This is a genomic window from Sphingopyxis sp. J-6, from assembly GCF_046603995.1.
Taxonomy (GTDB): Bacteria; Pseudomonadota; Alphaproteobacteria; order Sphingomonadales; family Sphingomonadaceae; genus Sphingopyxis.
The window spans coordinates 3,042,943-3,056,903 of sequence record NZ_CP145810.1 but is presented as its reverse complement, the minus strand read 5'-3'; the positions used below and the strand labels follow the sequence as shown (position 1 = coordinate 3,056,903).

Sequence of the window (13,961 nt, the reverse complement as noted above, 5' to 3'; positions counted from 1 at the left end):
AAGGTGAGATAATCAACGACAGCTCCCCACCCCAAAGCCGACGGCCCCAACGCTACAGCCGGTCCATCCGCAGCCAGCGGGTGTTGCCCAGCCAGACCTTCGACAGGGCCCGGTTCGCGGCGGCTGCTTCCAGCTTCTTGCCCTGCGCCGCTTCGCTCTGCCCCAGCCCGTAGAGCGCCCAGCCATTGTTAGGCGCCTGCGTCAGCGCGGCGCGGAAGGCGTTGCTCGCTTCGGAATAGCGCTTTGCCCTGAACAACGCCGCGCCGAGCGATTGCTGTACGGGATAATACCAGTAGGTCGGTTCCTGATAGGGAAGGCGTGTCTCGATCTCGACCGCCTGCCGGTAGAAGCCGATCGCGTCGTCGTGGCGGCCGAGCGCCGATGCGAAGCGGCCTTGCGCTGCGGCTTCGGCCAGCATGACGAGGTCGGCGGCCGGCATGCCCTGATCGACCAGGCTTTGCAGTGCGCCCGACGTTCTGAGGCCCGCCATCGCGGCGATCTCGCGATCGAAACCGTTGCGGTCGCGAAGCCCCGCATAGGCAATGGCGCGGGCATAATGCCGCATCGCCGTCGGATAGCCGAGGCGGGCATCGGGTGCCGGCATCGCCAATATCGCTTTCGGCGTGGCGAATTGGGCCATGGCGAAATAGGGCGCGGCGTCGATCGCCTGAATCCAGCCGATCTGCGCCGAGGTCTCGGGATCGAGCAGGGTCCGCAGCCGCTTCGCCTCGCGGATCGCGGTGTCCATGTCGCCCGCCATCTGCGCCGAGGTCACGATGAAATGGACATTGTGCGGATAATAGCCGTAGCGCACGAGGCCCTGATCGCCGGCGCGGCGGATATAGGCCTCGTCGGCGCGCGCGGCGGCGACATTGACGCGGATCGAATCCGCATGGCGGCCGCGCAGCTGGTAGATATGACCGGGCATATGCACCAGATGCGCGGCGCTGGGCGCGTCGGGGCGCGCGAGCCGGTCGGCGGCCGCCTCGGCCCGCGCGGGATCGCGCGATTCCATCAGGTGAATATAGAGATGGTTCGCCTGGACATGGGCTGGATTGCGGCCGAGGACGGTTTCGATCAGCCGCACCGCCTCGCCGCTGCGGCCCACCGGCGTCAGCTTGTCGGTCATCCAGTAATTCCAGGGACTGGTATCCATTACGGCCTCCGCCGCCAGCACGGCGACGTCGTCATCGGCAGGAAACCGGCGCGCGACGTCGAGCATCGCATCGGCATAGGCGGCGTCGAGCGCGGCGCGATCGCTCGCCGGATCGCGCGAATAGCGGTGGGCGACGGCTTCGATCAGCGCCCGCTCCAGCGGCGTCGCCGTGTCGCGGAGCGCCATCGCGCGGTCCATCGCCGCCAGCGCCGCGTCGCGGTCGCGCTCGTCCATCGGCGCGTTGATGTTGGGGCCGAGCGCCACCGCTTCGCCCCACCAGCACATCGCGCAGCCCGGATCGAGACGCTGCGCGGTGCGGAAGGAGCGCACCGCGCCGGCATGATTGAAGCCATAGGTCATCAACAGGCCCTGGCTGAAATAGCTGCGCGCCTGTCCGTTCGCGGTCGAAACGGGGAAGGGGGACTTCGCAAGATCGGCAAAGAGTGGGATGGGCCGGCCTTCGCTGGCGGGCGCAGCGAACGCCGCGGCGACGAGCAGATTTTGCGCGAGCGACGAGCCGGCACGCCGCGCGCCGCAGACGAAACCGGCGAGGCGGCTCGGGTCGAGCGCTTCGAGGGTTGCAACCGGAAAGACGGGCAAGGCGCTGTCGCCGGCGGCGAAAAAGCCGATGCCGACAAGGACGGCGATCCGGCCGGGTCGATGTATCATAATCCTGCCCTCCCCAAGGCGAACCAGAAACAACCGCGCGAGACTACCACGGAACCGTGCGTTTCCCAACTCCGATCCCGCGGGGACGTGGCAGGCCGCTAGTGCGCGTCCGGCGGTGCCGGGCCACCGATCGGCGGGGGTTTGCAGAAGGGCACCATCACCAGCGCGGCTAGAAAGAGATAGGCCATCAGGCGGAAGACGTCGTCGAAGGCGAGGGTCAGCGCTTCGCGGCCGACGATGCGGCCGAGCACGCCCTCGGCCATCTGCTGCGCGAGGGCAGGGTCGGACACGGTGCGCCCGATATGCCGGGCCAGCCCCGCCGCCGCTTCGTTCGCGGCGTCGGCAGAGCGGCCGAGCGCTTCGGACAGGCGCAGCATGTGCAGCCGCATATTGTCGCCGAGCCAGGTGTTGACGAGCGCGATGCCGATCGCGCCACCGAGGTTTCGCATCAGGTTGAACAGCCCCGAGGCGTAGCGCAGTTCGGGCCCCTCGAAATTGCCGAGCGCGAGCCCGACCGACGGCACGATGCACAGCATGATCGCGAAGCTGCGCACGACCTGCGGCCAGAACAGCGCGGCGAAGCCCCATTCGGGGGTCATGAAGCTGAACATCCAGAGCCCGATCGCGAAGAGGGTGAGGCCGAAGGTGATGACTATGCGCTGGTCGACCTTCTGCGACAGCGCGGCGGCGATCGGCACGCCGAGCAATTGCGCGAGGCCGGAAACGAAGACCGTCGTGCCGATCTCCGCGGCATTATAGCCCTGCACCCGGCCGAGGAAGATCGGCACCAGATAGGTGCTCGCGTAGAGGCCGAAGCCGATCACGAGGTTGAAGACGCAGGCGAAGACGAAGGTCGGCTTGCGGAACGGCGTGAGCTTCACGATCGGCCCGTCGGAGCGGAAGGAGCGTTCGAGGAAGAGGCCGAAGGCGACGAACGACAGCCACGCACCGATCGCGATCTCGGGCTCGCTGAACCAGTCGTGCTTCGGACCTTCCTCGAGGACGAACTCGAGCCCGGCGAGGAACACCGCCATCGAGGCGAGGTGGACCCAGTCGATGCGGCGGAGCATCGGCAGGTTCGGCTTGTCGATCCGTACCAGCGCGAGGATCGCGAGCGTCACCATCGCTCCGGGCAGGACGTTGATAAAAAAGACCCAGCGCCAGCCCATCGCGTCGGTGATCCAGCCGCCGACCGTTGGGCCCAAGGTGGGCGCGAGCACCGATACCATGCCGAGGATCGCCGGGATCATCGCGCGCTGCTTGCCCTCGAACAGCATATAGCCGGTCGCGAACACCGTCGGGATCATCGCGCCGCCGACGAAACCTTGCACGGCGCGGAACAGGATCATCGATTCGATGCTCCACGCGAGCCCGCAGAGGATGCTCGCGATCGTGAACAGCCCTGCCGACGCCGCGAACAACCAGCGCGTCGAAAGCGCTTGGGCCAGAAACGCGGAGAAGGGGATCATGACGAGTTCGGCCATCAGATAGGCGGTCTGTACCCAGCTGATCTCGTCGGGCCCGGCGCTTAAGCCCGCCTGCACTTCATTGAGCGACGCCGCGACGATCTGGATGTCGATCAGCGCCATGAACTGGCCGAACGCCATCACCGCGAAGATCAGATATTTGCGCGCGTCGGGCATCGCGGCGGGGTTGAACGGCGCGTCATCGTCCTTGGCGGCAGCGGCGGGGGAAAGCGGGATGGAGGCCATGGGTCTTGTGTCCTGTCGTCTTTATATTATATGCGTCATATAAAAGGAGACGCAAGTGCGCTATTCAACCGAGCACAAGGCCGAGACGCGGCAGCGGGTAATCAAGGAGGCCGCGAAGGAAATCCGGGCGAAGGGCCCCGACAATGTCGCGGTGGCGGGCATCATGGCGCGCGCCGGGCTGACCCATGGCGGCTTCTACGCTCATTTCGCATCGAAAGACGCGCTGGTGAAGGAAGCGATCGGGGCGATGTTCGCCGACGCGCGGGCGCGGACCGAAGAGATCGACGCGAAGGGCGACCCGCGCGGCGTCCTGCGCGCCTATGTCGATTTCTACCTGTCGCCCGCGCACCGCGACAGCCGTGACCGGGGCTGCCCGCTGCCGACGCTGTCGGGCGATTTCGCGCGCGCGCAGCCCGCAACGCGGGAGCGTTTCGGCGCGGGGGTCGAAGGGATTGCAGGCCGCCTTGCCGCGCCGCTGGCGCAGCTCGGCTATCCCGCGAGCGAGGCGCGTGCGCTGCTGGCGCAGCTCGTCGGTGGGGTGGCGCTGGCGCGCGCGGTGGGCGATCCGGCGCTGTCCGACATGTTGCTCGCCGACACCCACGCCAGCATCGTCGCCCGCTACGGTCTGGAGGCCGCGCAATGACGCTCGCGAAGGTGCAGGGGCTGATCGCGTCGGGCGGCACCCCACCGATCGGCGAGACGCTGGGTTTCCGGCTTGTCGATGCCGGCGACGGCTGGGCGGCGTTCGAGGGCGTTCCGGGTCCCGAACATTATAATCCGATGGGCACCGTCCACGGCGGCTATGCGGCGACGCTGCTCGATTCCGCCTGCGGCATCGCGGTCGTAACCAAGCTCGCCGACGATCAGGCGATGACGACGCTCGAACTCAAGACCTCGTACCTCAAGGCGATGACGGGTACGACTGGAAAGGTGCGTGCCGAGGGGCGGGTGATCTCGATCGGGCGCCGCGTCGCCTATACCGAGGCGAGCCTGACCGACGAAGCGGGGCGGCTGCTCGCCACCGCTACCTCGACGCTGCTGGTCATCAACACATGAACGCGCCGGTCGCCATCGAGGTCGATACGGCGGTCCGCCGCCGAATCGCTTTGCCGAAAAAGGCATGGAAGGTCGGCCTGTTAGCGCTGATCGCTGCGGCGCTCGGCATCTGGTGGCTGACCGCGCCGCGCACGGCGGAATCGACCGACAACGCCTATCTGCAAGCCGACGCAAGCGAGGTCGCGCCGCGCGTCGGCGGGCTGGTCACCGCGGTGCTGGTGCGCGACAACCAGGCGGTGAAGGCGGGCGATCCGCTGGTGCGCATCGATATCCGCGATTACGACACGCGCGTCCTCGCCGCCGAGGCGGCGGTCGCCGACGCCGATGCGCAGGTCGCGACCGCGCGCGCGACCTTTGCCTCGCTCGGCGCCGAGCAGAAGCTTGCGGCGGCGCAGATCCGTTCGGTGAACACGCAGATCGCCGCCGCCGATGCCGAATATGCGCGCGCGGCCGAGGACCGGCGGCGCTACGATGCGCTGCTCGGCGATGGTTTCGTGACGAAGCGCGATGCCGAACAGGTCGCGGCGACTGCGGTCGGTGCAGCGTCGGCCGCCCGCCGTTCGCGCGCCGATCTCGGCGCCAGCGTCGAGGCTGCGGCGGTGACGCGCGCCAAGGGCCCGATCCTCGCGGCACAGGTCAAGGCAGCGGAAGCAGAGGCGGCGAAGGCGCGCGCCGCGCTCGCGCTGGCAAAGCTCGACCGCGGCCATACGCTGGTCGCGGCGCCGATCGACGGCGTCGTCGGCAACCGGCGCATCCAGGTCGGCGACTATGTCCAGCCGGGCTCGCGGTTGCTGTCGGTCGTGCCGCTGCGTTCGATCTATGTCGTCGCCAATTTCAAGGAAACGCAGACGCGCGAGATGCGGCCGGGGCAGCAGGCCGATATCTATGTCGACGCGCTGGGGCAGACGCTGGCCGGGACGGTCGAAAGCCTCGCGCCGGGATCGGGTAGCGAATTCACCTTGCTGCCGTTCGAGCCCGGATCGGGCAATTTCACCAAGATCGTCCAGCGCGTCGGCGTGCGCATCCGCCTCGATCCGGGGCAAGCGGCGCTACAGCGCCTCCGTCCCGGACTGTCAGTAACCGCGAAGGTCCGTTTGCACTAACGCGCTGCGACGGCGCTGAATTGCAACGAAACTGACACCAGCCTGACACTGTGCGCGGGCCTCCCGTCAGCGACGCTCCTCCATAGGGCGGCGAGCGGAGGACGGTCCTCCCGACGAACGGGGAACCGCCGGTGCGCCTTCATCATGTCTCCTTTGCTGCGGGGCTCTTCTTAACGGTGGTGATCGCGGCCTGTCCTGCGGCCGCGCAGGATGCGGCGAGCGAAGGCCGGACGGCCTATACGCCCGAATATTTCGCGCGGGTGCAGCCGACGACGGCGTTCGACATGCTGGCGATTTTGCCGGGTTTCCGGCTCGTCGAGGGCAATACCGACGTTCGCGGCTATTCGGGCGCGGCGGGCAATATCCTGATCGACGGCCAGCGTCCGGCGGGAAAGGCGGAAACGCTCGAAGACATGCTGAAGCGCATTCCGGCGGCGCGCGTCGCGCGCATCGAACTCGTCCGCGCCGGGACGCCGGGGATGGACATGCAGGGCTTTGCGCTGCTCGCGAATGTCGTGCTGCGCTCGGACAGCCGCCTTGCGGGCCGGATTGAGGCCGAGAATGCCCTGTTCCGCCACGGGTATAGCGCGCCGCGCGGGTCGGTGCAGGTCGATCTCGACCGTGGCGGCCATGTCCTCAATCTCTTCGGTGCCGTCTATCGCACGATCGACGACGAGCATGGCTTCGGCACCCGCGACCGCTTTGCGGCGGATGGCACGCCGCTGCGGCTGGCCGGCTATGCACAGCCCGAAGGCGAGACGGTGGTCGAAACGAGCGCCGGCTATCGCACGCCGCTGTTCGGCGGCACGCTGCGCCTCAACGGCCTGTTCAAGGATGTGCGGATGTTCGCCGATATCGGCTATGACATTCGCTTTCCCGCCCCCGAAACGATCACCGGCAGCGAGCGCAACCACACGCGGACCTGGGAGGCCGGGCTGCGTTACGAACGCACGCTCGGCGCGGCCGACGATATCGAGCTGGTCGCCAACCATCGCGCCGAACGCGAAACCGGGATCGATCGCGAAATCTCGGGCGCGTCGAGCGACCTGTCGGACGAGCGCGCGACGAGCAGCGAATCGATCCTGCGTGCGGCGTGGCGGCATCATCGCGGCGCGCTGGCGCTTGAGGTCGGCGGCGAAGGGGCGATCAATATTCTCGACAGCCGCAACCTGCTGTTCGAGGATGACGTCGCGGTGCCGCTCCCCAATGCGCAGGTGCGCGTCGAGGAGCATCGCGGCGAATTCTTCGCCAATTCGAGCTGGACGCTCGGCCCGCACCTGACCGCGGAGGCCGGCATCCGCTACGAAATCTCGCGCCTCACGCAGAAAGGCGACAGCGATCTCGCCAAATCGCTGGCGTTCGTCAAACCGCGCGCGCGGCTGAACTGGTCGCCGGGCGCGCATGACGAAATCCGGCTGCTCGTCGAACGCGAAGTCGGACAGCTCGACTTCGACGATTTCGTCGGTGCGGCGTCGCTCAACGCGGGGACCATCAGCGCCGGCAACCGTGACCTCGAGCCCGAGACGCTGTGGCGCGCCGAGGCCGTCTATGAGCATCGCTTCGGCGCCGGCTCGGTCGTGCTGACGGCGCGCCGCGAGTGGATATCGGATCTGGTCGACCAGCTGCCGATCTTTGCCGACGGGGCGATCTATGACGGGGTCGGTAATATCGGCAGCGCGCGCCGGGACGAGATCGAGGCGTCGCTCAAGCTGCCGCTCGACGCGGCGGGGCTGAAGGGTGTCCTCGTCACCGCCGATGCGACGGCGCGGCGGAGCCGCGCGACCGATCCGTCGACCGGCGAACGGCGGCGCATCTCGAAAGATGTCCCGATCGAGGCGAAGATCAGCCTCACGCACGACCTCCCCGCCTGGCACTTGCGGTGGGGCGGCAGTTTTGTCGTCGCCGAAGAGGAGCGCAGCTTCAAGATCGAGGAGATCGAGACCGAGCGGCTCGGCGGGCGGCTCGATCTGTTCGTCGAATATAAGCCCGACGCGCGCTGGACGATCCGCCTCTTCGGCCGCAACCTCACCGACAGCGCCGCAGTACGGACGCGCGACATCTATACCGGCATTCGCGGCGACAGCGCCTTTCGCTATCGCGAAGTCCGCACGCTGCGCAGCGGCCGCTATGCGGGGATCAATATCCAGCGCAGCTTTGGCGGCTGACCGGGATCAGAAGCCGATCGGGCTGAAGCTTGTCTCGGCGCGCAGGCCGAGGACCAAGGCATCGGGGATCGTCGGGTCGGCCGACGGACGCCGGATATAGTGGAGGCTCGGCTGGAGCGTCAGCCACGATGTCAGCGGCGCGCGATAAGTCGCCTCGATCGCGATTTCCGAGGCGCTGGCACCGGCCGCCGCGCGGTAGCTGTTCGATGTGAAGGCTGCGGCGACGGCGAGGCCGAATTCATCTTCCTCGCGGCCGGGGATCCAGCCGGCGAACTTGACCCCGCCGCTGGCGAAGGCGTCGAACATGTTGAACCGGCCCTTTGCCGTGCCGATCCGCGCGAACAGATCGGTGCGGCGGTCGCCGTGCACGACGATCGGCATCTCGCCGCGCAAATAGGTGCCGCTATTGCCTTTCGCGGCGGCGCCGCCGTCGTTCGGCTCGAACGCCGCGGTATATCGCCAGTGCCCGAGCAGCAGCTTGCCGTCCTTCAGCGGCGCTTGCACCTCGCCGACCAGCAACGCGCCGTCGCCGTTCCCGAGTTTGATCGCGGTCCGCCGCGGATGGTCGGGGTCGCCCGGTACGCCGTCGAGCACCGCCGCGCGCACCGCCCAGCCTTCGGCCGGTTCGACCTGGAAGCGGGCGGCGAGCGAGGTGCTCGGAAAGATCGATGGGCCATTGCGGCCGCTTTGCGCGAAGTCGGTGCCGATCCCGTGCGGGCTGCTGACGAACAGCCCCGCGGCGTCGAGCGAGTCGAACTCCGAATTGAGGTCGTAGAGACCCGCCTTCACCGACACGCGCTCGCCGATCTTCTGGTCGATCCACGCCTCGTAGAGCCGCAGTGCGGAAACCCCGGTCTCGATATTGCTCACGCCATGGGTGTCGCCCGCCAGCGCGCCGATCGAGCGGCCGTTATTGTAGAGGCCGTAGAGATGGAGTTGGGCGCCCGTCCAGCCGGCGAGCTGGTCCAGATCGGCCTCGAACACGATGTCGAGATTATCGAGATAACGCGCGCCCTTGCGCACGCCCCCCGACACATTGCCCATCACCTCGCCGGTATAGGTCAGTTGCAGCAGGATGGGGCCGTGATCCTCGACGATCTCGCCGCCAGCGTGGGTGTGGCCGTGCGGTGCGTGGCCGCCGGCGTGCGGGGCAGGGGCGTCCCCCGCCGGCGCGCCGGAGAAGGCGAGTGCGAGCGCCGGGGTCAGCATCAGAAGCTGACCATGAAGGCGAGGCGGATACGGTCGAGCCACTCGCGCGGCGGCAACGCGCCGGCATAGGCCGGGTCGAGCGGGCGGTAATGATACCAGAGCAGATCGAGCTGCAGATGCGGCGCCGGGACATAGCCGATACCGACCCCGTGCAGCTTGTAGTTGGTCGACAGGTCGATATTGTCGTGGCTGAACGCGGCGAGCACCGAGTCCACCTGAACTTCCGAATAATTATAGGCGATGCGCCAGTCGCCGGGCTTCGCGGTGCGCCCCGCCGCCAGTTCGAGGTTGAACGCGGTATCGCCTGCGACGGCTGCCCCCAGATTCTTGACGTAATCGGCGGTGAACGCCAGCGGCCAGCGTTCGGACAGGCCCGACCAGCCGAGCGTGCCGATGCCCTCGATCAGGTGGAAGTCGGAGAGGTAGCGGCCTCCCGAAATGAGGTTGCCGCGGAAATCCCCGGCATCGGCGCTCGCCACCGAGCCGAGGCGGTAATGATAATAGCTGCCGGTCAGCCCGGCCTTCAGCGTCGCGCCGAGCGGCGCCGAGAGCGCGAGCTGTCCGCCGAGCATGTCGCTGTCGCGTGCGACCGCCGCTTCGTCGATGACGAACCAGATGCCGCGGGCGTCGACGCGCGCCCCGCCGAGGCCGGCGCCATAGCTGACCCCGACGCCCTGCGGCGAGACGTCGCCGTCCCACAGCGTGTCGGTGCGCTGGAAGATCTGGGGGAATTTCCCGGCATAGGCGGTGAGGCCGCCATTGGTGTAGCGCACCCACGCCTGATCGAGCGAGACCGCGAAGTCGTCGACGAAATTGCCCAGCGTCACGTCGGTCGAATTGGGATCGTCGGGATCGCCCGTCGCGATTTGGGTGCCGACCGCGAAATGATCGTCGATCTTGTAGGTGGCGCGGAGGCGGGCGCGGACCGCGCTGCGCGACCGGTCGCGCGCGGTGCCGTAATTCCATTCCTGCCGCACCCGCATGTCGCCGCTGACGTCGAGCCCCGCGATGCCGAACTCGCCGCCCGGTGCCGGTGCGGCGCCCGCGAGTTGCGGTGCCGCGGCGGGTGTGCTCGCCGCAATGGGCGCTGTCGCTACCGGCGGCGCGACCTGAGGGGCGGGGGCAGGGGCGGGGGTGCCGACCTGTTCGAGCAACTGCGATTGTCGCGCGACGAGGCTTTCGAGCTGCTCGATCCGCTGTTGCTGTTCGGCGAGCTTGCGTTCGAGCGCGCCGAGCCGGTCTTCCTGCGCCTGGGCCGCAGGCGCGATCGACAGCGCCGTCGCGGCGAGGAGGAGAGCGCGGATTTTCATGATCAATTCTTCCTTGTCGCCGGCTTGCGGCGCTTGAACCAAAGCAGCAGGCCGGCGACGATCATCGTCACCAGCCACAGGCCGATCGCGATCGACAGCAGCCGTCCGATCAACCCGCCCGCCTCGCCGGTATGGATCGGGAACAATGCGCTCATGAAAGCGCGGGCGGGTTCGGCTTCGGCGATCGGAAATACCCCCCGGACGGCGCCATCATTGGCGTCGACGAGGACGATGCTGCCGCCGTAGGCGCGGCGGATTTCGCCGGGCGCGAGAACGCGGATGCGATAGGTGGCGTCGTCGGCTTCGGGCCAGGCGACCTGGGACAGGCTGCTGCCGGGGATCGCCCCGAGCGCCGCGCCGGCCGCCGCCGCGAAGCCGACCGGGGCGCCGGTCTGCGGATTGGCGGCCATCGCGACGCTTTCGGCGCCCAGCGTGGTGCCGACGCCGTCCTCGAATTTCAGCATCGTGCCGGTCGCGGCGATGACGAGCGCCGGAACGACCGCCCACAGGCCGACCGCGCGGTGCCAGGAATAGAGCCGCGCCGCCGCCGGACCGCGCCGCGCCGGGACGAGCGCGGCGCGCCACGTCCCGCGCCGCGGCCATGCGGCGATGAGGCCGAGGACGAGGTTGGAGCAAAGCAGCAGGCCGCTGATCGACACGATCCAGTTCCCCCATGCGCCGAGCAGGTCGTGGTGGAACCCGACGAGGAAATCCATCAGCGTCGTCTCGTCCGGCTTCGGCACGTCGATCACCGTCCCGTCGCCGGCGATGCGGACCTTGCCGCCATCGCCGCCCGCTTCGTCGAAATAGATGGTGTACCGGTCGGGCAACCCGGCGGTTGTCCAGATCGTCGTCACCGTCCTGTCGCCGCCGGCAGGCGCGATCGCATCGATGCGGCGCTCGATCGCGGCGAGGTCGGTCTTGCGGTGGATATCGCTCAGCGCCGCGTCGCCGATCTCCCAGTGAAAGACGATCAGGATGCCGGTGAGCGCCTGGAGCAGCCAGAACAGGGCGGCGCCCAGGCTGAGCCATCGGTGTGCCGTCAATATCTGCCGGCGAAGCGGCGGTCGCGTCGTGCGGGATGTTTCGGTCATCCTCGCTTGTTGCCGCGCGGGCGCGGTCCAAAAAACATCCACTTTTCGGTGTATCGATGGGTCCAAGCATCGCCGTGCCGACGGGCGCCGCCGGACAAAGAAAAAGCCCGGCCGTCGCCGGCCGGGCTTTGAGGCGTCTTTGCTGTCGGCTCAGAATTCGATCGAGGCCGATGCCTTGAAGGTGCGCGGGCCGCCCTGCAGCAGCCGGGTGCCGAAGGCGCTGAAGACGTTATAGGCCGAGGCCCAGCAGCGCTTGTCAGCGACGTTATCGACGTTGAAGCGCAGCGTCAGCGGGGTTTCGCCGATCAGCGCGACATAGCGCGCGCCGAGATCGAAGCGGGTCCAGCTATCGAGTTCGAGCGTGTTCGTCGCATTCGCTGCCTGCTTGCCGGTGTAGACCACGCGGCCGACCAGCGTCAGTTCGGGCAGGAACGGCAGGTCCCATTCGACGTTGGCGTTGGCGAGCACTTCGGGCACGCCGATCGCGTCGTTGCCCTGATTGATGCCGCCTTCGGTCCGGCGCAGCTTGGCGTCGTTGATGGTCAGGCCGGTGATGATGCGCAGGCCGTCGACCGGCTCACCGTCGAGCGTGATTTCGATGCCGCGGTTCCGCTGCACGCCGTAATTGCCATAGATCAGCGTGACCGGGTCGACGAAGCTGTTCGGCTTGTCGATCCGGAACAGCGCGAGACCCGCGTTGAAGCGGCCGAAGTTCAGTTTGCCGCCGACTTCATATTGCGTCGACTTGACCGGCGGCAGCACGGCGCCGCCGTTGACGACCGGGATAAAGCCGCCCTGGCCGTCGTCGATCGTCGTCGGAGCGGTAGAGCCCGCCAGCAGACCCTCGATCCGGTTGCCATAGATCGACAGGCCCTCGACGGGCTTGACGACGAGGCCGACGACCGGGGTTATCGCCGATTCTTTATAGCCGCCGGTGCGCGAACCGTCGGCGTAGGAATAGGATGTGGTCTTGATTTCCTGCAGGCGCAGGCCGCCGGTGATCAGGATGCGGTCGTCCCACAGCCCGAGCGTGTCCGAGAAAAAGGCGCTCGACACGCGCGTCCGCGAAATCGGGAACACATTGTCGAGGTCGCCGCCGACGAACTGGTTCGGGGCCGGCCGCGGCGCGACGACGGGATCGTAGAGGTTGGTCGCGTAGCCGACGAAATCGAAATCATAGGCGTTGCGATTGACCTGCCAGCTCACCGCGACGCCGGCGTTGACCTCGTGGCTCATGCCGCCGCCTTCCAGCTTGATACGGATGCCGGCGGTGGCCGATTCATTATTATCCTCGCGCGGGACGTAGGAGCCGGCGCCCGACGCGGCACCGGTCACCGCATCGAGCACGGTGATGCTGGCGGTCGTCTGATCCTCGCGCCCGTCGCGGGCGCCGACCTTGGCATAGACCATCGCTTCTTCGGACACGTCATATTCGAGGCTGAAGGTGCCGAAGAAGTCCTTGGTCAGGATCTGGCTCCACGGCTGCGAATAGTTGGTGTCGGCATCGGGCACGCGCGGGATGACCGCGCCGATACCCACCTGGCCGCGCCAATAGGACTGGTTGAGCCGCTGGTAGTTGAGATTGAGCGAGCTGCGCAGCGGGCCGTTGTTATAATCGAGCGTGGCGCCGAGGACATAGCTCGAGTGGAATTCGTCGTTGATCGCGATGTCGCCGCGGCGCGCCGATCCGTTGACGCGGAGGCCCCATTCGTCATTGGCGCCAAACCGGCGGGCAACGTCGACTGCGCCCGAGAAATGCGCGGCGGACGTGTAACCGAGCGTTGCGCGGGTCATGTCGCGCTCGGCCATTTTGGGGATCAGGTTGACGCTGCCGCCGATGCCGCTGCCGCCGGGCGCGGCGCCATTCAGAAAGGCGCTGGCGCCGTTGATCACCTGGACCGACGAGAAAAGTTCGGGCGCGACGAGCTGGCGCGGCGTGATGCCGTAGAGACCGTCGAAGCCGACATCGCTGGCATCCAGTTCGAAACCGCGGATGACGAAGACTTCGCCGGCGATGCCGAAGCCTAGCGTGGTACGGACCGTCGGGTCGTTTTCCAGCACTTCGCCCAGCGTGTCGGGCTGCTGGTTGAGGATCAGCGCCTCGTTGTAGCTGCGGATGTTGAAGGGGATATCTTCGGCCGCCTTGGTCCCAAAGACACCGACATTGCCGCCGCCGGTCACCTTGGTCTGGTTGTTGCGCTGCGCGGTGACGACGATGCTTTCGCTGTCCGCCGCATCCTGCGCAAAAGCCGGCCCGGCAACCGCCAGCGTAGCGCCCAGCGTCAGGAGGCTGGTCCCCCGCACGAAGCCCCGAATTGCAACCATGATATTTCCCCCGAAATGGTGTCCGAATTCCCGTCCGATCGAGCGAGGCGGTTGCCAAGCCCATAATCGGAACCGTAACATGTTTGACCCGGTTGGGCCGTAAAACATCCAATTTGCGTAGCGACTGGGGACCAAGGCGGGTCCAGTTTTCGGCCTGCGACG

General features: G+C 67.5%; 10 protein-coding genes. 4 read left to right on the top strand and 6 right to left on the bottom strand.

The window, feature by feature from the left end; translation table 11 throughout:
- Positions 1 to 52: 52 nt before the first annotated feature.
- Positions 53 to 1,825, bottom strand: a complete 1,773-nt coding sequence (locus V6U71_RS14770) for a hypothetical protein (protein ID WP_411339166.1) — start codon at positions 1,823 to 1,825, stop codon at positions 53 to 55.
- A 98-nt stretch (positions 1,826 to 1,923) separates the two neighbouring features.
- Positions 1,924 to 3,537: a DHA2 family efflux MFS transporter permease subunit gene (locus V6U71_RS14765; RefSeq protein ID WP_411339165.1), complete on the bottom strand. Its 1,614-nt coding sequence runs from the start codon at positions 3,535 to 3,537 to the stop codon at positions 1,924 to 1,926.
- A 55-nt stretch (positions 3,538 to 3,592) separates the two neighbouring features.
- Between V6U71_RS14765 and V6U71_RS14760 the strand changes: the two genes are divergently transcribed.
- From V6U71_RS14760 to V6U71_RS14745, 4 genes are all read left to right on the top strand, one after another.
- Positions 3,593 to 4,180 (top strand): TetR/AcrR family transcriptional regulator, encoded by a 588-nt coding sequence (locus V6U71_RS14760; RefSeq protein WP_411339164.1) that lies wholly within the window; start codon positions 3,593 to 3,595, stop codon positions 4,178 to 4,180.
- Positions 4,177 to 4,593: a PaaI family thioesterase gene (locus V6U71_RS14755; RefSeq protein WP_411339163.1), complete on the top strand. Its 417-nt coding sequence runs from the start codon at positions 4,177 to 4,179 to the stop codon at positions 4,591 to 4,593. Before V6U71_RS14760 ends, V6U71_RS14755 begins: the two co-directional genes overlap by 4 nt.
- On the top strand, positions 4,590 to 5,696 hold the full coding sequence (locus tag V6U71_RS14750; protein WP_411339162.1) for an HlyD family secretion protein: 1,107 nt from the start codon (positions 4,590 to 4,592) through the stop codon (positions 5,694 to 5,696). The genes V6U71_RS14755 and V6U71_RS14750 overlap by 4 nt, the downstream gene beginning before the upstream one ends.
- Positions 5,697 to 5,827: 131 nt before the next feature.
- Complete coding sequence (locus V6U71_RS14745; RefSeq protein WP_411339161.1) at positions 5,828 to 7,861, top strand: TonB-dependent receptor plug domain-containing protein; 2,034 nt, start codon at positions 5,828 to 5,830, stop codon at positions 7,859 to 7,861.
- A gap of 6 nt (positions 7,862 to 7,867) precedes the next feature.
- Here the strand turns inward: V6U71_RS14745 and V6U71_RS14740 are convergent, their stop codons facing one another.
- The 4 genes from V6U71_RS14740 to V6U71_RS14725 all read right to left on the bottom strand — a co-directional run bounded on the left by V6U71_RS14740 (position 7,868) and on the right by V6U71_RS14725 (position 13,799).
- Complete coding sequence (locus V6U71_RS14740; RefSeq protein ID WP_411339160.1) at positions 7,868 to 9,070, bottom strand: carbohydrate porin; 1,203 nt, start codon at positions 9,068 to 9,070, stop codon at positions 7,868 to 7,870.
- Positions 9,070 to 10,380, bottom strand: a complete 1,311-nt coding sequence (locus V6U71_RS14735) for a putative porin (protein WP_411339159.1) — start codon at positions 10,378 to 10,380, stop codon at positions 9,070 to 9,072. The genes V6U71_RS14740 and V6U71_RS14735 overlap by 1 nt, the downstream gene beginning before the upstream one ends.
- 2 nt (positions 10,381 to 10,382) lie before the next feature.
- Positions 10,383 to 11,474, bottom strand: coding sequence for a PepSY-associated TM helix domain-containing protein (locus V6U71_RS14730; RefSeq protein WP_411339158.1), 1,092 nt, complete (start codon positions 11,472 to 11,474; stop codon positions 10,383 to 10,385).
- 150 nt (positions 11,475 to 11,624) lie between these two features.
- On the bottom strand, positions 11,625 to 13,799 hold the full coding sequence (locus tag V6U71_RS14725) for a TonB-dependent receptor (protein ID WP_411339157.1): 2,175 nt from the start codon (positions 13,797 to 13,799) through the stop codon (positions 11,625 to 11,627).
- Between the last annotated feature and the right edge of the window lie 162 nt (positions 13,800 to 13,961).